The 17,947-nt window shown below is 57.7% G+C and carries 20 protein-coding genes and 1 tRNA gene; 5 read left to right on the forward strand and 16 right to left on the reverse strand.

Going from position 1 to position 17,947, the window contains the following annotated elements; translation table 11 throughout:
- Positions 1 to 189: 189 nt before the first annotated feature.
- The 9 genes from QZ268_RS17745 to QZ268_RS17785 all read right to left on the reverse strand — a co-directional run bounded on the left by QZ268_RS17745 (position 190) and on the right by QZ268_RS17785 (position 8,041).
- Positions 190 to 876, reverse strand: a complete 687-nt coding sequence (locus tag QZ268_RS17745) for an SDR family NAD(P)-dependent oxidoreductase (protein ID WP_295455194.1) — start codon at positions 874 to 876, stop codon at positions 190 to 192.
- A 23-nt stretch (positions 877 to 899) separates the two neighbouring features.
- Positions 900 to 2,135, reverse strand: a complete 1,236-nt coding sequence (locus QZ268_RS17750; RefSeq protein ID WP_295455195.1) for an amidohydrolase family protein — start codon at positions 2,133 to 2,135, stop codon at positions 900 to 902.
- A 46-nt stretch (positions 2,136 to 2,181) separates the two neighbouring features.
- Complete coding sequence (locus QZ268_RS17755) at positions 2,182 to 2,634, reverse strand: GAF domain-containing protein (RefSeq protein WP_295455197.1); 453 nt, start codon at positions 2,632 to 2,634, stop codon at positions 2,182 to 2,184.
- Entirely contained in the window at positions 2,627 to 3,946 is a 1,320-nt protein-coding gene (locus tag QZ268_RS17760) for a TRAP transporter large permease (protein WP_295455199.1), read from the reverse strand. The genes QZ268_RS17755 and QZ268_RS17760 overlap by 8 nt, the downstream gene beginning before the upstream one ends.
- 1 nt (position 3,947) lies before the next feature.
- Complete coding sequence (locus QZ268_RS17765) at positions 3,948 to 4,451, reverse strand: TRAP transporter small permease (protein WP_295455200.1); 504 nt, start codon at positions 4,449 to 4,451, stop codon at positions 3,948 to 3,950.
- Between the two features lie 112 nt (positions 4,452 to 4,563).
- Complete coding sequence (locus QZ268_RS17770; protein WP_295455201.1) at positions 4,564 to 5,697, reverse strand: C4-dicarboxylate ABC transporter substrate-binding protein; 1,134 nt, start codon at positions 5,695 to 5,697, stop codon at positions 4,564 to 4,566.
- Entirely contained in the window at positions 5,694 to 6,416 is a 723-nt protein-coding gene (locus QZ268_RS17775; protein ID WP_295455202.1) for a TetR/AcrR family transcriptional regulator, read from the reverse strand. The genes QZ268_RS17770 and QZ268_RS17775 overlap by 4 nt, the downstream gene beginning before the upstream one ends.
- A 444-nt stretch (positions 6,417 to 6,860) precedes the next feature.
- The gene (locus QZ268_RS17780) at positions 6,861 to 7,151 is read right to left on the reverse strand and encodes a hypothetical protein (protein WP_295455203.1); all 291 of its coding nucleotides are present in this window, start codon (positions 7,149 to 7,151) and stop codon (positions 6,861 to 6,863) included.
- Entirely contained in the window at positions 7,151 to 8,041 is an 891-nt protein-coding gene (locus QZ268_RS17785; RefSeq protein WP_295455205.1) for an SPFH domain-containing protein, read from the reverse strand. Before QZ268_RS17785 ends, QZ268_RS17780 begins: the two co-directional genes overlap by 1 nt.
- Positions 8,042 to 8,224: 183 nt before the next feature.
- Here QZ268_RS17785 and tgt point away from each other — a divergent pair, with 183 nt between their 5' ends.
- Positions 8,225 to 9,355 (forward strand): tRNA guanosine(34) transglycosylase Tgt, encoded by a 1,131-nt coding sequence (gene tgt / locus QZ268_RS17790; protein WP_295455207.1) that lies wholly within the window; start codon positions 8,225 to 8,227, stop codon positions 9,353 to 9,355.
- 607 nt (positions 9,356 to 9,962) lie between these two features.
- A complete protein-coding gene (gene lon, locus QZ268_RS17795) occupies positions 9,963 to 12,377 on the forward strand; it encodes an endopeptidase La (RefSeq protein WP_295455209.1) in 2,415 nt (804 codons plus the stop codon).
- A gap of 158 nt (positions 12,378 to 12,535) precedes the next feature.
- On the opposite strand, the gene QZ268_RS17800 is transcribed toward lon, so the two are convergent.
- Positions 12,536 to 13,588 (reverse strand): Glu/Leu/Phe/Val dehydrogenase dimerization domain-containing protein, encoded by a 1,053-nt coding sequence (locus QZ268_RS17800; protein ID WP_295455211.1) that lies wholly within the window; start codon positions 13,586 to 13,588, stop codon positions 12,536 to 12,538.
- A gap of 132 nt (positions 13,589 to 13,720) precedes the next feature.
- Here QZ268_RS17800 and QZ268_RS17805 point away from each other — a divergent pair, with 132 nt between their 5' ends.
- From QZ268_RS17805 to QZ268_RS17815, 3 genes are all read left to right on the forward strand, one after another.
- A complete protein-coding gene (locus QZ268_RS17805; protein ID WP_295455213.1) occupies positions 13,721 to 14,176 on the forward strand; it encodes an Lrp/AsnC family transcriptional regulator in 456 nt (151 codons plus the stop codon).
- Between the two features lie 192 nt (positions 14,177 to 14,368).
- Positions 14,369 to 14,887 (forward strand): HU family DNA-binding protein, encoded by a 519-nt coding sequence (locus tag QZ268_RS17810; protein ID WP_295455215.1) that lies wholly within the window; start codon positions 14,369 to 14,371, stop codon positions 14,885 to 14,887.
- 46 nt (positions 14,888 to 14,933) lie between these two features.
- A tRNA-Val gene (locus QZ268_RS17815) sits at positions 14,934 to 15,008 on the forward strand.
- Between the two features lie 85 nt (positions 15,009 to 15,093).
- On the opposite strand, the gene QZ268_RS17820 is transcribed toward QZ268_RS17815, so the two are convergent.
- The 6 genes from QZ268_RS17820 to QZ268_RS17840 form a co-directional block, all read right to left on the reverse strand.
- Positions 15,094 to 15,870 carry a tyrosine-type recombinase/integrase gene (locus QZ268_RS17820; RefSeq protein WP_365322804.1) on the reverse strand — a complete coding sequence of 259 codons (777 nt, stop codon included), beginning with the start codon at positions 15,868 to 15,870 and terminating at the stop codon, positions 15,094 to 15,096.
- A 107-nt stretch (positions 15,871 to 15,977) separates the two neighbouring features.
- A complete protein-coding gene (locus tag QZ268_RS20225; RefSeq protein WP_365322799.1) occupies positions 15,978 to 16,250 on the reverse strand; it encodes a helix-turn-helix domain-containing protein in 273 nt (90 codons plus the stop codon).
- Positions 16,247 to 16,939, reverse strand: coding sequence for a hypothetical protein (locus QZ268_RS17825; protein WP_295455219.1), 693 nt, complete (start codon positions 16,937 to 16,939; stop codon positions 16,247 to 16,249). Before QZ268_RS17825 ends, QZ268_RS20225 begins: the two co-directional genes overlap by 4 nt.
- 7 nt (positions 16,940 to 16,946) lie before the next feature.
- On the reverse strand, positions 16,947 to 17,207 hold the full coding sequence (locus QZ268_RS17830) for a hypothetical protein (RefSeq protein WP_295455221.1): 261 nt from the start codon (positions 17,205 to 17,207) through the stop codon (positions 16,947 to 16,949).
- A 6-nt stretch (positions 17,208 to 17,213) separates the two neighbouring features.
- Positions 17,214 to 17,483, reverse strand: coding sequence for a hypothetical protein (locus tag QZ268_RS17835; RefSeq protein ID WP_295455223.1), 270 nt, complete (start codon positions 17,481 to 17,483; stop codon positions 17,214 to 17,216).
- A gap of 82 nt (positions 17,484 to 17,565) precedes the next feature.
- Positions 17,566 to 17,850, reverse strand: a complete 285-nt coding sequence (locus QZ268_RS17840) for a hypothetical protein (RefSeq protein WP_295455224.1) — start codon at positions 17,848 to 17,850, stop codon at positions 17,566 to 17,568.
- Between the last annotated feature and the right edge of the window lie 97 nt (positions 17,851 to 17,947).

The following is a 17,947-nucleotide window of genomic DNA, read 5'->3' on the forward strand; positions in this document are numbered from 1 at the left end:
ATTCGGCGCTCGGAAACCTGACGCCCAGAGAATTTGCTGAGAAAGGAACGATGGACAAACTGGCCGCGTAGGGCCATCAAACCAACCCCAAGGACTCTCCGCTAGGTGGAGGAAACTTGGGGCTCAGGTCAGAGGGAAAGGCAGGTCAGCCAAACTCTGCGGAGGCATTGCGGATTGGAATTGGGCACCTTAGAAAATCCCGTCCGTTCGCCAGTTAATATGCATTTCTGCGATGCTGGCCGAGTTGGACAGGCCGATGATCTCTAATACCAGATGCGCGATCTCGTCAGGTTGGGTCATCTCTTTTGCTGCAACGGCGTCGCCCGCCGCGGTCGCGCCCATTTCTGTCGCGACAAGGCCCGGACAGAAGGCCGTCGCGCGGATGCCATCGTCCCAGCCCTCAAGGCGCAGAGCATGGGCCAAACCAATGGCGGCGAATTTGCTGACCGAGTACAACGCAGAGCCTTTTGATGCCACACGTTTGCCAGAAAGTGATCCGAGGATCGCCACCCGCCCGCATCCGCAGGCCCGCAACATCGGCCATGCCGCTTTGGCGAGGCGGCGCGGGGCGCGCAGGTTGATCTCTAACAGGGTGTCGACCTCGCCTTCCTCAGCGTCGATGATCGACGTGTCGGTGAACAGGCCGGCATTGGCGACAATCGTATCAATCCGGCCATGCCTTGCGACAGTGGCGTCCACCCACTTAGCTTCGGCGCTGCGCGAGGTGGCGTCATAAGCGTGGAGATCGGTGAGCTGCGGATCAAGCCCATGGGGCAAAACCGATGGATCACGCAGACCAAGGCTGACGTGCCAGCCCCGCGCTTGCGCCGCCTGTGCAATGCAATAGCCGATGCCTCTATTGCCGCCAGACAGCATCATGACGGGCCTGTCTGATGTGCTCATAGGGAACCTGTGCGTTTGACGGCCACGCCATTTTGCATGATCAGCGGCATATGCGCGCCTTGTCCGGTCAGCAGGTCCAGATTGTCCAGCGGGTTGCCGTCCACCGCGACCAGATCAGCAAACGCACCGGGCACCAAGGCACCGATCTGTCCTTCCATCCGCAGCACCTTGGCCGCGTCCAGTGTGGCAGAGCGGATCACATCATGCGCGGGAATATAACGCCCACGCAGGGGGAATTCGCCAGATTGTTCGGACTGCATGCCGCCCAACAAATCAGAGCCGTAGCCCATGGTTACTCCTGCGTCATGCATTTTGACCAGCCGCTCCAACCCAGGCAGGCGCACATCCTCGATCTTGGCGACCGATGCCGGTTGCAGGCCAAATTCTGCTCCGCGACGGGCCAGCAGGTCATAGGTGATGTTCGTCGGCACGACGACCGCCCCCTCGCGGGCCACGCGGGCGATGGTGTCATCGCTGATCAGGTTGCCGTGTTCAATACAGGTGATGCCGCAATCCAGTGCCCGTACGATGGCTTCGTCCGCATAAAGATGCGCGGCAACATAGGTGCCAAAATTATCGGCAATTTCGACGAGGGCCTTTAGCTCTTCTGTGGAGAACACCAGATAGCCGACGGGATCAGAGGGCGAGGACACGCCACCGTCGGCCATGACCTTGATGAATTGCGCCCCGGATTTGATTTCCTCGCGGGCGGCGCGCAACACTTCGGGCAGGCCGTCACAAATCCGGCCCATAGAGCCCAGTTGATTGGCGTACCATTCGACAGGGCGGTTGTCGTAGGGGCCGCGATAATCGGTGTGGCCACCAGTCTGGGACAGGGCTTTGCCACAGATCACCAACCGCGGCGCTATGAAATACCCTTGCTCAACGGCCTGTTGCAGGCCGCGGTCAGCACCGCCAAGATCTCGCACCGTGGTAAAGCCACGCATGAGCATTTGGTACATCAGCCGCGCGCTTTTGGCCGCGATCAAGGACGAGGGGGCGGCCGCATTAGCCCCAAGATTGGCACTGGCTGCAATTGTATGCACGTGACAATCGACCAGCCCGGGCATAACGGTATATCCCTTAAGGTCGATCTCTTCGTCGGCAGTGAAAGAAACCGTCGGTGCAACCTCTTTGATCTTACCGCTCTCGATGGCGATCTGCATCGGATCTGTGGGTCGGTCTTGGCTGCCGTCAACGATGCAGGCGTTTTTGATCAATATGCTGGTCATTGGGTCTTCCTTGGTTTGATTTTTTCTGTACCGCCAATGCAGCGGTTCAATGCCTTAAAGCGGGGATCAAATGTTGGGCAATCCGGCTCATTTCGTGCAGGTCTTCTGCCGTATATGCGTCCAGGCTCGCATTCAGCGATAACACGCCAACCGTCTTCCCCTCTGAGATCACCGGCGCGCAGGCACAGGCCTTGCAGCCTTTGGATAGGATCAGTTGCGCATCGGGAAAGGCCCAGAGCACCTCATCCGCGCCGTTGCCCAGCCATGTCTGGCCGCCGTCAATCACCAGCTTGCCCCAAGGCGTGCCTCCCATCGGTTTGAGCGCGCCGATCTGGTAGTCATCTGGCGAGGAGCTATGCACCCGCAGGACATTCACCGGGTCGGGTAGAATTTTCAGAATGGTCAGAAAACGAAAGCCGAACTGTGTTTCGCAGGTTTGCGTGACCTGTGCGAAGACTTCCTGCATCTGCGCGGTAATCCTGTGGTCTTGGTCAGCCATAGATCATCTCCGGGAGCCAAATGGTGATTGCAGGGAAAGCGACAAGCAATACGAGGGTCAGTACATCCATGCTGATGAACCAGGTGACCCCTTTGAAGATCGTCGGCAGCGTGACCTGATCGCCAAGTGCGCTTTTGATCACAAATATATTTAGGCCCACAGGCGGGGTGATCAGCCCGATTTCCAACAGCTTAATCAGGATGATGCCGAACCAGATCATGTCCATTTCGAGCGATACGGCCAGCGGCAGCACCAAAGGCGCGGTCAGCAACAGCAAGCCGATGGAGTCGATGAACATTCCCAGCACGATATAGAGAACCGAGACTGCAGCAATCAGCATGAGAGGTCCCGCAGCGCTTTCGACAAAGAGCTGTTCCAGCACTTTGTTCAACCCCGCCACCGCCACATAGCGCGTCAGCAGTGCGCCACCGATGATGATCACGAAAATTGCCGCAAAGGACAGGGCGGATTGTTTCAGCGCTGACCAGAAGCTGGCAGGGGAAAAGGTGCGCATGGCGATTGCGATCAATACGGCCCCTAATGCTCCAAGAGCACCGGCCTCCGTGGGGGTAGCCCAGCCCATCGAAATCGAACCCATGACAATTGCGATCAGGATCGGTAGCGGTGCAATGTCCATAAGAAGTTGTCCAGCACCCACCGTTGGCTCATCTTCTGCCGTGGCTCCTCCGCCTGCAAGGCTGGGGTTGAGTTTGCACCGGGTCACAATCATGGCGATGTAGATGGCCATCGACAATATCCCGGGCAATATCCCCGCCATGAACAGCGCCCCAATCGAGACATCCGAATACACGCCGTAGAGGATCATCACGATGCTGGGCGGGATCAGTGACCCGAGCGTCCCGGAGGCCGCAATCGTCCCGCAGGCAAGACCCGGATCGTAGCGGCGGCTCAGCATTTCAGGGATCGCGATCTTTGACATGGCAGAAGCCGTGGCCACCGAAGACCCCGAGGCCGCCGCAAAGAGCGCGCTTGCCAGAACGCTGGAACAGGCCAATGCACCGGGCAGGCGGGCCAAGACTTGACGCGAGGCGCGAAACAATCCGCTGGTCAACCCGGTCTCGGAGGCCACATAGCCCATAAGCAGGAACATCGGTATGGCCGAAAAGCTCCAGTTGGAGGCGAGGTCATAGGGGATACGCGCAAGGGACCCAATGGCCGCGCGCAGGCTGATCTCATAGGTGATGCCGACAAAGGAGACCGCGATCAGCGACAATCCGACGGGGACGCGAATAGCGATCAACGACAGCAAGGCACCCAAAGCCACCAGAATTGGAGTGATATCTTCAAGCATCTTATTTTACGCCCTTAGTGTTGCGGATAGCCAAAGCAAAGGCTGCCGCAGTTGAGCTCGCAAAGGCCACTGGCAGAATCCAACGCACTGGCCAGACCGGCATCAGGTTGACCCCCATCGCCACTTCGCCTCGTCCAGTGGATGATATGGCCTGTTCAAATGTGATGTAGGTCAACAGTCCATAAATCCCGACGGACAAAAGACCCGAAACAATCACCGATAGCCTTTTGGCTGCGACAGGAAAAAACCGGTAGAACAGATCTGTGTCGATATGTTCGCCCCGCACCTCAAGGATCATAATGGGCAGGAACACGACTGGGATCATGCAATAGAATGATACGACTTCCATGGTGCCAGTGAGCGGCGCACTGAACGCAGTGCGCAGCGCCACGTCCAAAGAGATCGCCAGCAAAATTGCCATGACAGCGAAGGCCGCGATCGCGAGTTGCAGACGCGCGACACGGTCTAGCAATGCAAACGGCCTGGAAAGGGCATTTAGGATCATCGGGAAGCCTTTGGTGAAGAAAGGGAAACCAAAGACCGCAGACCTCAGTCTGTCGGTCCAGGCGTGATGCGGCCACCCCAAAACTGTGGCCGCACCAGGCGTTTCGCGGGGTTTATTGCAGGCCGTATGTGGCCAGATCGAGTTTGTCGTAAATCTCTGCTCGCATCATATCAGCCAGCGTCTCTTTGTCCTCGACGGGTACGTCGGCCAGCTTGGCATCCCACTTATCAATCGTCGCCTGGAACCGTGCGAGCAAGGCCTCGGCCTCTGCGATTTTATAGGTTTCCTGAATGATCGGCACGGCGTTCTCTGGCTGTTTGGCACGGAAGGCAGCAATCGACGCGGTAAGATCTTCGCCGGGTGCGTGGAAGGTTACACCCTCGGCTTTGAGGCTATCTTCGGCTGCAGCTTCCTCCAGCAAGGTCCCGTCAACGATCAAAGCAGCCATAGCGTCGGCCTCCGCATAAAGTGCGGCGCGACGTTGATCTATGGTCAATTCAGCCCAAACCGCCGGGTTATAGCCATGGCCCAGACCTGCCCAGAACATGGTCACAGGCATATCAGTGATATGGGGTGCGACTTCATAAAGTTTACGAACATAGGCGTCAGCAGCTGTTGTTGTGGTGCAGGTCAGCGCGCCCTTATCCAGTGCGCCATACTGTTCGTTGGTGTTAAACGACACAGTCGCAGCACCGGCCGCATTGGCCCATTCCGCAGGCGCACGGCCCGGCAGACGAAGCTTGGCACCGTTCAATTCTGCAAGCGTGGTGATCGGTGTGTTGCAGATCAGTTTGTACTGGTTCGTCGTGTAAGACCCGCCATAAACCACGCCGTGACCGGCCCATTCTGCCAACAACATGGGTTCAGTCATGTTGAATTCGGTGGCCGCCGCAATAACCACGCGCGGATCGCCGAAGGTCATGCCCAGCTCTTCAAGCGCGTTGGCCACAGGCAGGTCGCTTGGCGTGTATTGCGCGAAATGGCCTGAAACGTCAGCGAGGCCATCTGCGATCTCTTGCAGGTTGCCGCCCGCCGTCACGCGCGCTGATCCCAGTTCGACCTCGGCTACCAATGTGCCGCCAGAGCGTTCGGCAAGCGCTTCGGCCCAATATGTATACAGATAGCGGGAATATTGGTGTTGCGGCGGTAGCCAGGTGGCGGCGGTGATTGTATCGCGAGCCATCACAACACTTGGGCCCAGAATGGCCCCACTGAGGGCCGCGCCCAAGATGAAAGTCGTTTTCATTTGTCTTCTCCACTGTTGGTTGTTTTTTTGCCTTGCAAAGCGCTGATATCAGGGGTGATTGCAGGCTTTATCACCGCCCCTGTAAGGAAGAACTGGGCAAACCCCTGCCGCATATGTCGTGTTGCGACCTCTTGATGGCCGAAGGAATTGGTAAACCCGTAACCACGCAAAGTGTTCGATGCGATGGCCCAGTGGGTCTCCTGTTCGGCCTGCGACAGGGCTGGCAGATCAAACGTATCGGTCCAAAACCGCAGTAGGTTTTCGCGCCATACGACAATGGCATCTTGCGCCGCCTCAGAGAGGAATTCTTCGACACGCATCCCCAGGGACATCTCCATGGTGGCGATGAACAAATCACTCGCAAAGGCTGCTGAAGTCTCAGTTACAAATTCTTCAAGCCCAATTTCACCGGATCGCAGCCTTTGGGATATCCGGGTCAAGCAGATCGCAAACTCCGCAAGCACATCTTCGAAAGCGGCAACGACAAGCGCGTCCTTGCTGGCAAAATGATGAAATAGAGCGCCCCTAGACACGCCCGCCTTCTTCAAAAGTGGTGCAATTGAAAGCCCTGCAAACCCATTTGAGATCAACTGATCGATCGCCGCCCGCTTGAGGGCGGCAACGGTTTTCTCAGAATCGCGAATGCGCGCTGTTGGGAGTTTTTTGTCCATTATTATCATCCTAATTATACCGACCGATCGGTATGTAGGGTGCCTCAATGGAGCTCATGCTGTCAATATATTTTCCAATGACATGTCTAAAAACGGGTCAAGCGCCTGTATCACAAGGTGAAATTATTGTGCTCATGTGGCTATGGGCAAGAATTCCGTCCAAGATGGTGAAGCGGTCTATGCGAAGTTTTGGGGGAGCCGCGATGCCGCACTTGGACATCTGGACAAAGGCCGGTGTGGGCCGTTCCAGTCGTCGACCTGGGCACTGATGTTGGGCTTTTGAAAGGTCGCTTTTTGCGCTTTTCTGCCGTTCGTGCAGGTTGCGGCAATGGGCAATTTGGGCTCGAAGCCGCCTTGTGGCGGGCGACCCTATGTCTGTTGCCGGGAGGTTTGTCCCCGGTCAAGGTATCACTGTAGCGTCCCGCTCTGTCGATCAGCTCCGATTGGAAAGCGTACCAAAGGGGGCTGATCGCAGATGTTGATGAAGGGGCTCTAGTCGTTGATGTCTGTCTCGAAGGTTTTTACTTGGCCCGAAGGCAGAGCAAAATAGCGCCGCATCAGCAGCCAGGAGATCAGCGACAGGGCGGCGAACAGGAAGATCAAGGCGGGCAGGGCAAGAGCACCGCTGCCCAGCACCGCCAGCAGGATGCCGCAGGCCAGGGCACCCAGGGCAAAGCCCAGAAAGACAAAGCCGGGGGCCAGGACCTCTAGGATGGCGAGCACCAGCGCGGCGGCGCACCAAACCCACCAGAGTTCCCAATAGGAGGCTGCAACCGGTTCCATCATTTGCCACCTTTCAGCAGCTTGAAGGCATCGCCAAAGGCCTCAATTGCGTGGGCGGGCAACACGATGGTCTGTTTGCCTTCGCCGTTGCCAAGCGCATTGAGCGCCTCAACCTGTTTCAGGGCCACCTGATACTGCGCCGCCTCGATGCCATTTTCGTGGATCGCCTTGGCCACGACTTCGGTGGCATAGGCCTCGGCGTCGGCCTGAATGCGGCGGGCCTTGGCGATTTGTTCGGCGGCATAGAGTTCGGCATCGGCAGACAGTTCAACTGCGCGTTTGCTCCCTTCGGCCTCGGTCACCTGGGCGCGACGGGCGCGTTCGGCGTTCAGCTGCTGCAGCATGGCGTCGCGGGTGGCCTGATCCAGGTTCACATCCAGGATTTCTGCGCGGGTGACTTCGATGCCCCAGTCATCCACCGCGTCCTCGACGCTTGCCTGGATCTGGCCAATCAGCTGGGTGCGGTTTGACTGCACCTCGTCCAGGTCCATCTTGCCGATCTCGGCGCGGACGATACCTGCCACGGTGGTTGCAATGGCGGCATCCACGTCGCGGATCCGGTAGACGGTTTTTTCTGGTTCGGTAATACGGTAGAACACAGAGGTGTCGATCTGCACCAGCACGTTGTCCTTGGTGATGGCATCCTGGCTGGCACTGGGCAGCTGGCGTTCCAGAATTGAAATGCGATGCGCCACGGCGTCCAGCAAGGGCACGATAAAGTTGATGCCGGGTCCAAGCACCGAATGCAGGCGACCAAAGCGCTCGATCACAAATTTTTCGGACTGGGGTACGATGTGGACGCCTTTGAAGATGATGACGATCAGGAAGATCGCCCCCAGCAGGTAGATGGCGTTTTGTGAAATTAGACCAATGAGAAAATCTTCGTTCATCGGGCCCTCCTAGAAAAAGTTGTGTACTATTGCATACATATGGGGTCGCCATGGTATGACTGCAAGAACGCAGCCTATGTCCTGTATGCTCTGCTCTGAGAGGGCTGACAAGATGGCTTGAGGCTTGTCAAAAGCCGCGCAATCAGGCAAATGCGCTGGGTTCTGCACTCAAAGGAGAGTAAAATGGCGCCGAAAATCACCTTTGATCTGAAAGCCCGTGATGGCAAGGCCCGCACCGGGGTTATTTCCACACCGCGCGGCGATATCCGCACGCCGGCCTTTATGCCGGTTGGCACCGCCGCCACGGTGAAGGCGATGATGCCGGAAAGCGTGCGGGAAACCGGTGCAGATATCCTGCTGGGCAATACCTATCACTTGATGCTGCGCCCCACGGCGGAACGCATTGACCGCCTGGGCGGGCTACATAAATTCATGAACTGGGATCGCCCTATCCTGACGGACTCCGGCGGCTTTCAGGTGATGTCCTTGGCAGGGCTGCGCAAGCTGACCGAGACGGGCGTCACTTTTAAGTCCCATATTGATGGCTCCAAACATGAGCTGACGCCAGAACGCTCGATGGAAATTCAAAAGCTCTTGGGCTCTGATATCGTGATGTGTTTTGACGAATGCCCGGCGCTGCCCGCCACTCGGGATCGCATAGCCGAAAGCATGCGCCTGTCGATGCGTTGGGCCGAACGCTCGAAAGAGGCCTTTGGCGATCGCCCGGGCCACGCGCTGTTTGGCATCATGCAGGGCGGTTTGGAGCAGGATCTGCGCGCAGAAAGCGCCGAGGCGCTGAAAAACATCGGTTTTGATGGCTACGCTGTGGGCGGGCTGGCCGTGGGTGAGGGGCAGGAGGCGATGTTTGACTGCCTGGACTATGCACCCGATATGCTGCCCGAGGATAAGCCACGGTACCTGATGGGGGTTGGTAAACCTGATGACATCGTCGGCGCAGTGGCCCGTGGCATTGATATGATGGACTGCGTGCTGCCGTCGCGCTCGGGGCGCACCGGCCAGGCCTTTACCCGCCACGGCGTGGTCAACATCAAAAACGCCCGCCACGCGGATGACCCGCGCCCCCTGGATGAAAACTGCAGCTGCCCGGCCTGTTCGAAATACAGCCGCGCCTATCTGCATCATGTGTTCCGCAGCAACGAAATGATTTCGGGCATGCTGCTGACCTGGCACAACCTGCATTATTTCCAGGACATCATGGCAGGCATGCGCGAGGCCATCGCAGAGGGCACTTTCGCGGCCTGGCAGCAGGGCTTCCATGACGGACGCGCCCAGGGCGATATCGACCCATTGTAGGGGGCATATTCACCTCGCAGGGGCAGGTGAAAGACCTGCCCTGTTTGCATTACATTTGTGACGAATTTGAACCTCTCTCCCTGTTGCGGACCCTCTAAGGACAAGGTGTGGTCACAAAATTCCTTTGTGTTGCTCAGCAGTTTGTAACACCTAGAGGTGAGTAATGAAAAATTCTGTTTCTGCAAGTTCCGCCCATGTCGCTTTTTTTGTTGTCCTGGGCCTTTGCGTGGCCCTGATTGGATTTATGGACGGGGGATCTTCTCAATCATCTGAATTTGCCCAACTTTCCCATCTCCAAAGTGGCCGTGTTAAATAGCCAAGCTATTTGGTCCTATTGGAAGGGGGACTTCATCAGCCCGTTGAGTGTGCGGCCGGGAACCCGGTGAGGCATTTGCAATGGGTGCTTTGGGGCTTGCGCGGATTTGCGGCGCATTTGCCAAAAGCGCTCTTGTGGTTCGGCAATGCTACGGGCAAGGTGTCCCCCAACTTTGCGGTGCGGCGGTTGAAATATGTTAACCGCTGTACCAGATAAAGACTTCCAAAGAGGGGAGCGCCAGAGGTTGCCGAGTGTCGGGACCGGGGGCTCTTGCCAAGTAAAGGACCGAGTATGAAAGAGCCGCTTAATTCTTCCTATCCTGTATTGCCGCTGCGCGACATTGTGGTCTTTCCGCATATGATCGTGCCGTTGTTTGTGGGTCGGGAAAAATCTGTGCGCGCCCTCGAAGAGGTGATGGCGGATGACAAACAGATTCTGTTGTCCAGCCAGATTGACCCGGCAGAGGACGAGCCACAGACCGATGGCATCTACCCAACGGGTGTGCTGGCCAATGTGCTGCAACTGCTGAAACTGCCCGATGGCACCGTAAAAGTGCTGGTCGAAGGCCATGCGCGGGTCAAGATCACCAATTACCTCGAGAATGAGGACTATTTTGAAGCCGGTGCGGAATATCTCACCGAGATCCCCGGCGACGCCACCACCATCGAGGCGCTGGTGCGCACGGTTGGCGACGAGTTTGAGCGCTACGCCAAGGTCCGCAAAAACATCCCCGAAGAGGCCCTGTCCGCCGTCGGTGAAACTGCCGAGCCCGCCAAACTGGCGGATCTGGTTGCGGGCCATCTGGGGATTGAGGTCGATCGCAAGCAGGAGCTGCTGGAAACCCTGTCGATCAGCGAGCGGCTGGAAAAAGTCTATGGGCTGATGCAGGGCGAAATGTCGGTTCTGCAGGTCGAGAAAAAGATCAAGACCCGGGTCAAATCCCAGATGGAGAAGACCCAGCGCGAATATTACCTGAATGAGCAGATGAAGGCCATTCAGAAGGAACTGGGTGACGGCGAAGAAGGGGCTGGCGAAATTGCCGAACTGGAAGAGAAGGTCGCTGCAACCAAACTGTCGAAAGAAGCCCGTGAAAAGGCTGATGCGGAGCTGAAAAAGCTCAAGAACATGTCGCCGATGTCGGCCGAGGCCACCGTGGTGCGCAACTACCTCGACTGGATGTTGGGCATTCCATGGGGCGTGAAATCACGCGTCAAAAAGGACCTGGGCAAGGCACAGGACATCCTGGATGCGGATCACTATGGTCTGGAAAAGGTCAAAGAACGCATTGTCGAATACCTTGCGGTGCAGCAGCGCTCGACCAAGCTCAAAGGCCCGATCCTCTGCCTTGTGGGCCCTCCTGGTGTGGGGAAAACCTCGCTTGGTAAATCCGTGGCCAAGGCAACGGGGCGCGAGTTTATTCGCATCTCGCTTGGCGGTGTGCGTGATGAATCAGAAATCCGCGGCCACCGCCGGACCTATATCGGCTCGATGCCCGGCAAGATCATCCAGGCACTGAAAAAAGCCAAGACCACCAACCCGCTGATCCTGCTCGACGAGATCGACAAGATGGGCCAGGATTTCCGTGGTGATCCAGCTTCAGCGATGCTGGAAGTGCTTGATCCGGAACAGAACGCCACCTTTGTGGATCACTATATGGAGGTCGAATATGACCTCTCCAACGTGATGTTCCTGACCACCTCGAACAGCTACAACATGCCTGGGCCGCTGCTGGACCGGATGGAAATCATCCCGCTGTCTGGTTACACCGAGGACGAAAAGCGCGAGATTGCCAAACAGCATCTGGTGTCCAAGCAAGTCAAGAACCATGGTCTGAAGGCCAAGGAATTCGAGATGAGCGATGAGGCGCTGAAGGATATCATCCGCGTCTACACCCGCGAGGCTGGGGTGCGGAACCTGGAGCGTGAAATTGCCAAGGTGGCGCGTAAATCGCTGACCAAGATCGTCAAGAAAGAGGTCGAGAGCGTTTCTGTCACCTCTGACAATCTGGATGAGTTCCTGGGCGTTGCCAAATACCGCTATGGTCTGGCCGAAAAGGAAGATCAGGTGGGTGTTGTCACCGGGCTTGCTTATACCTCGGTAGGTGGCGAGCTGCTGTCGATCGAGGCCCTGCGCCTGCCGGGCAAAGGCCGGATGAAGACCACAGGGAAGCTGGGCGATGTGATGAAGGAAAGCATCGAGGCCGCTTCCTCCTATGTGCGCTCCATCTCGCCCAAGATCGGGGTGAAGCCGCCCAAGTTTGACAAGTGGGATATCCACGTCCACGTGCCCGAAGGCGCCACCCCCAAGGATGGTCCCTCGGCGGGTCTGGCCATGGTGACTTCCATCGTGTCGGTGCTGACAAAAATTCCCGTGCGCAAGGACATCGCCATGACCGGCGAGGTTACCCTGCGGGGCAATGCGCTGGCCATTGGTGGCTTGAAGGAAAAGCTGCTGGCGGCCCTGCGTGGCGGTATCAAAACAGTGCTGATCCCACAGGAAAACGCCAAGGATCTGCCCGAGATCCCGGATAACGTCAAAGAAGGCCTGGAGATCATCCCGGTGAGCCATGTCTCGGAAGTTCTGCAGCATGCGCTGGTTCGCCAGCCCGAGCCGATCGAATGGGACGAGGCTGCCGAAGAAGAGGCCGCTGCGGCAAAGGCCGCGCTGGAGGCTGGCTCCCGGGCGTCGGGTGCCCCAGCGCATTAAGCCGCTTGGGATAAAAACAGAGGCTCTGATCTGAACCTTTGTTTTCTGATAAAAAAGAGGGCGGCCCCTGCGGGTCGCCCTTTATCGTTTTATTGTTACTCTTTCCGTTCTGGCCCCTTTGTCATGGGCTCTTAGTATCTCGTCTATTTCTATTTGGCTCAGGCGGCGCTTTGCTGCGCCATTTTGGCCAGAACTGTGGTGATCGCCACCGCGTCGGGGCTCTGATCTTCCACTTTTGCCTGGTTTAGGATGGTGGCCAGGGTCAGATCCAGCGCGCTGAGCTTATCTGCGACATAGTCAGCGCGATTGCTGATCTGCTCGATCTCGGAGGCAACATTGATGATGCCGCCGCCATTGGCGACAAAATCCGGCGCATAAAGAATACCTGCGTCATGCAGCGCCTGGCCATCAGCCGGGGTGGCCAGTTGGTTGTTGGCGCCGCCACAGACGACGGACACCTGCAACTGAGGGATGGTCTGCGCGTTCAGGATGCCACCAATGGCACAGGGAGCAAAGATATCGGCCTGCACGCCATAGATTGCCTCGGGGGCAATTGCGGTGGCGCCAAACTCGGCGACGGCTTTGTCGATTTGTGCGTGCTGGACATCCGTAACAATCAGCCTGGCCCCAGCTGCGTGCAGGTAACCGCAGAGATAATATCCCACGTGACCCAGCCCCTGTACCGCAATGGTTAGCCCGGTCAGATCCCCACTGCCGCTCTGGTGCGCCTGGGAGGTGCGGATAGCGTTGAAAATGCCCCGCGCGGTAACCGGCGAGGGATCTCCACTGGCAAACTCACCATCGGCGAGACCGGCCACATAGGGGGTCTCTTCTGCCAGAATGGCCATGTCTACCGGGCTCATCCCCATGTCTTCGGCGGTATAGTAGCGGCCCTCAAGGCTGTGAATGGCGCGGGCAAAGGCGCGCAGCAGGGCGGGGGATTTATCTACGCCAGGGTCGCCGATGATCACCGCCTTGCCACCGCCAAGCGCCAGACCTGCCGCGGCATTTTTGTAGGTCATACCCTCGCTGAGCCGTTTGACATCCACCAGCGCCTCTTCCTCACTGCTGTAGGGGCGCATCCGCAATCCGCCCGCAGCGGGGCCCAGCTGCGTTGAATGCAGCGCGATATAGCCGATCAGCCCGGTGGCTGTGTCCGCGACACGGTAGATCTCTTCATGGGTCGTGGATGCGACGGGGGTGACTGTCATTTTTCTGGCTCCTCCTGGATAAGACGCCTGTTTAACCTAGGGGGAGTGAAGGTTTTCGCCAAAATTAAGCGTAGGGCTTCTATCTATTGGAGGTTTTGTCTACAGTTGGGTGGAATTATAGGTGAAAGCTTCATGGACAGTATTGATCGCAAGATAGTCGCCATTCTGCAGTCGCAGGGGCGGATCAAGATGGCCGAGCTGTCTGAGCGCGTTGGCCTGTCTGCGACCCCCTGTGCACGGCGGGTTGCCATGCTGGAGGAAGCCGGGGTGATCAGCGGCTATTCGGCACGGGTGGACCAGGCCAAACTGGGGCTGCCGGTGACAATTTTTGTGGCGGTCGAGCTGGACAATCAATCCACCGATGCCCTGCAGGCCTTTGAACGCGCGGTGCGTCAGTTTGATCAGGTAATGGAATGCTACCTGATGACAGGCACCCGCGATATCCTGCTGCGGGTTGTGGCGCAGGATCTGAATGATTTTGATCGCTTTCTGGAGGAGCGTTTGATGCGGGTCTCCGGTATTCGAAATACCCGCTCCAGCTTTACCCTGCGCACCATGATTGCCCGCACCGCCTTGCCGCAGTTTTAGCTTTGGGGCTGCGCTGGCAAGGGGGGCTTAAAGTGCCTCACCAACACCTGTGCAAGACCTGAAAAAGGGCAGGGAACTCTGTAAAAGTCACAGGTAGACCTTTTGTAAACCACATATCTGGCCTTCCACTGTGGGACCGCCTAGCCTGAGCAAAGATGATGGATAGGCAACATCAGAAAATCGAGGCACATCATGACCAGCAGTAAGACAGGCGGTCGCAAACCGGCGACGCGTAAAGCTTTGCCGCAAAAACCCGCAACCAAAGCGCGGCTGGCAGAGGCAGCGCAGCAGGATCCGGCCACGTCACCTGAGCTGGCAAAAGAAGGAGCACCCCCGTTGGATATTTCGGACAAATCCGCTACCCCGCCCCAGACACTGGCTGCCGGGCAGGACCCCAGCCCGGTTGTGGTGACCTCGACACCGGTGCTCGACGTGCCGCCCCTGAACAAGAAGGAACTGATTGATGAGGTCGTTCTGCGGTCCGGGGTGAAGAAAAAAGATGCCAAGCCGGTTGTCGAGGCGCTTTTGTCCGTACTCGGAGAGACAGTGGCCTCTGGCCGCGATCTGAACCTCAGACCCTTTGGCAAATTGTTACTGAAACGCAGCGAGCTGCGCAGCAATGGCACTCTGCATGTCTGTCGGCTGCGCCAGCCATTGGAGCAACCGCGCGGCGGTCAGGAAATTGCCGAAGATACGGATATTTCTTCCTAGGCCCCTCTTGCGTAGGGCGAGACCTGAGGGTACTACCCAGCGCACCGGGTGATTAGCTCAGTGGTAGAGCGCTTCGTTCACATCGAAGATGTCAGGAGTTCAAATCTCTTATCACCCACCATCCATCCATTTGAAAAATATAGTAATTTATTTGGGGTGGGCGGTGCTTGCAAAGTGTTCCTAGGTTCTGTGAACCTAATGTCATTTTACCGGACTTTTCGTACTTGAGTGAAATCCAGAATCTCTGCGGCATCTTGCAGGTGGCCTGGTGCAAATCTGGCGTAGGTTTGATAGGTGATCGCCACGTTGGAATGCCCGAGGTATTGAGCGACCTTTTCCAGCGGCACTCCATTTGAAACCATGGCCACAGCACTGGAATGGCGGATCGTGTGAAGGGTTACGTTTTCCAGTCTGGCCCGCGCACAAGCCGCCTCAAATCCCTTGCGAATATTTTTGACTTGCCCACCTGCATATTCCACCACGTAGTCGCTCAAGGCGGCATGGTGAGCGGTCTGAAGTGCTGCGCGGATCCCGTCATTCATCGGTACAATCGCGCGGCCTTTGCGGGTCTTTGCGTCTTCGAGGCGCAGATTGATTATACCACGCTCCAGATCCACCCGGTCCCAGGTCAATTCCAAAATTGCACCGATGCGCCCTGCTGTCGCAAACAGCAGGTGAATTGCCAGTTTGATGTGTGGGGCAGAGGCGGCGTTAATGAGAGCTGAGATCTCAGACTTCTCTAGGTATCGCTCCTTTGGTGTTGGCTTCGCGGGTCGCTCGATATCTGGTGCGCGCTCAATGATCCGTTCTTTGACTGCAAAGCGCATGGCGCTGCGCAAATGGCCCAGCTCTGTGTGAACCGTGCCCTGTGACTTGCCAGCGGCGGTCCGCTTGGTCACATATGATCGGCATAAGGCGGTGTTGATTTGATCTGGCCGGTAGGCGCCAAAATGCTCCAGCACGGCCTTGCCAGTGTAGACCATCGTTTTTGCGGTGGGTTTGCTGCCCAGGTCGCGCCGGTAGGCCTCCCATATGTTCGACACAGTGGAATTGTCCTGTTGCTGCGAGAGGGTCTCCCGGCGGTAAACGTCTATTGCCTCTGGCTCGGCCTGCGCTCGGGTGCGTGCCTCAAGCTGATAGCGGCGCCGTTTTCCGTCTTCGCGCCAATAGACGCAAAAGCCGCCTCTGAACCTTCCGATGCTGATGTCTGGCATTTCTCAATTTCCTCTACGGTGTAGGCTGGTATTCGGTATAGACGACCCAAGCGAAAATGCTGAAGGCTTCCGTCCATGCACATGTTGCGAACGGTGGTGGCACTGACGCCCCACCGATCTGCAAGCATTTCCGGCGTGAATGGTTTCATGTGTTCCTCCGAGGGTAATTAGGGCAGGCTTGTGCTGCCAATGATTGCTCTGACGCATAGTTGCCCCACTGATCTGCCATGGCGCTGGCAATGCCTGGGAAGGTCTTGCTGCGGATCTGCCAGCGCAGTTTGCCTGGCGGAGCGCGGTGGATGGCTGACCAGCGTTTGTGGGTCTTTGTGCCTTTCTCAGGCGGTGTCAGCTTGTTTGTGGGGGTGAGCTTGGGCAACCCGCGCAGGTAAATCCCTGTGGATTTGAAGGCAGGCTCCCCAAACCACCAGGGCTGCACATGTTGGGCAGCGGGCTGAAAGTTCTCGATCCGCTGTTTCGCGTGTTTGTGCATCACCGGATTTTCCACCGCGACGCGCGCGATCGGTGCATTCCAGCAGGCAGAAAACAGCGCGGCGCCTTCATCGAGGTCAGCCCACATCTCTGCCAGGCTGCGTCCCTTTGGCGGCTGGTGCAGCCATCGCACGCCGCTGTTGCATAGCCGGGTGCAGGGCGGATGCATCACGGCCAGCAGATCCCAACCCATATCCAGCACCTCGCGCACATCGCATTGCATGTGTCGGTTGCTGCGATCTTGCGCGGGCAACAGATCACAGGACCAGGCGTCATGGCCGCGCTCAAGGAATGCCCGACGCACCGCGCCGCTGGTTTCGCAGCCGATCAGAACTTTTAGCTGTTTCATGGCGGTCCTAGTCTTTTCCTGCGGCACGTCGCATGCGGCGGATACAGCGCCGCATGATGCCGGCGCGTTCTTCACGCATGGCTGCAAGCGCCAGTTCTTTACGCAAGATCCGGCTGTGAAGGCGCGCAAGGCGTTCAAATTCTTCCGGGGTGGCGTGATGCATCCAAGGCGCGCCGAGGCCGAACGGCTTTTCTTGTCGAGGGGCTGGCATCTCTGCCTGTACAGCAGCAGCAAGTGCACGGACGAAATCAGTCGGGGCGTGTTTCATGGTCATTTACCCATGCTTTCTGGGGGCTTGGATGCGGCCAGACCAAATCAGGAAATCGGTGTGCATATTCTCAAACCGCTGGCGCGCAGCGGTGTCGGTTGCAAGCTGGCGGCGGCTAGTGACCTGGCAGACCGTGCGCAGATGTTCGGTTGCTGCCGTCGGGCTGAACTGGCCACCGGGAAAGCCATTGCGGGTGGCGGCGTAGCGCTGAAAGGCCACGTCATTGGCCAGCATGGCGGCGCGCATGGGGGTCTTGTCCTGGGTGATCTGCTGCATTGCTGCCTCCTGTTGTCTGGATGGGGCGCGGCTGTTGTTCGTGAGTGGTGGGCTTTGAGTGCCGCGCCCCATTGGGCAGCGCTCACGCTGCCGGTGTCGGGTATGGGGAGGAGTGCTGAGCGACCGGGGTTTTGGCAGCGGCGGCGAGCCAGGCTGATAGCGCGGCATAGTTATCGCTGCCAATTTCGCAGATGCCGAGGAGGTCTGCGCGGTGGGTCAGGGTTTCTGGTTCCCACCAGTCCTGCGGATCATCGCTTGGCGGTGTGATCATGCCGCCGAGGTCAAGGAACCGCAAAAGCCGCTCAAAGCCGTGGTATTGCTTCAAATCCAGCGCAGCCGCGCGGATTGCCGGAAAATCAAGCGGCATGGGGCGGCAGGCCACAATAACCCTTTGTTGCGATCAGGTCGCGGACCCTCTCAGAAACACGATCGAGGGTTTGATCGATCGGCTCTGGCGTTGGGGG

The organism is uncultured Pseudophaeobacter sp. (genome assembly GCA_905479575.1).
Lineage (GTDB): Bacteria > Pseudomonadota > Alphaproteobacteria > Rhodobacterales > Rhodobacteraceae > Pseudophaeobacter.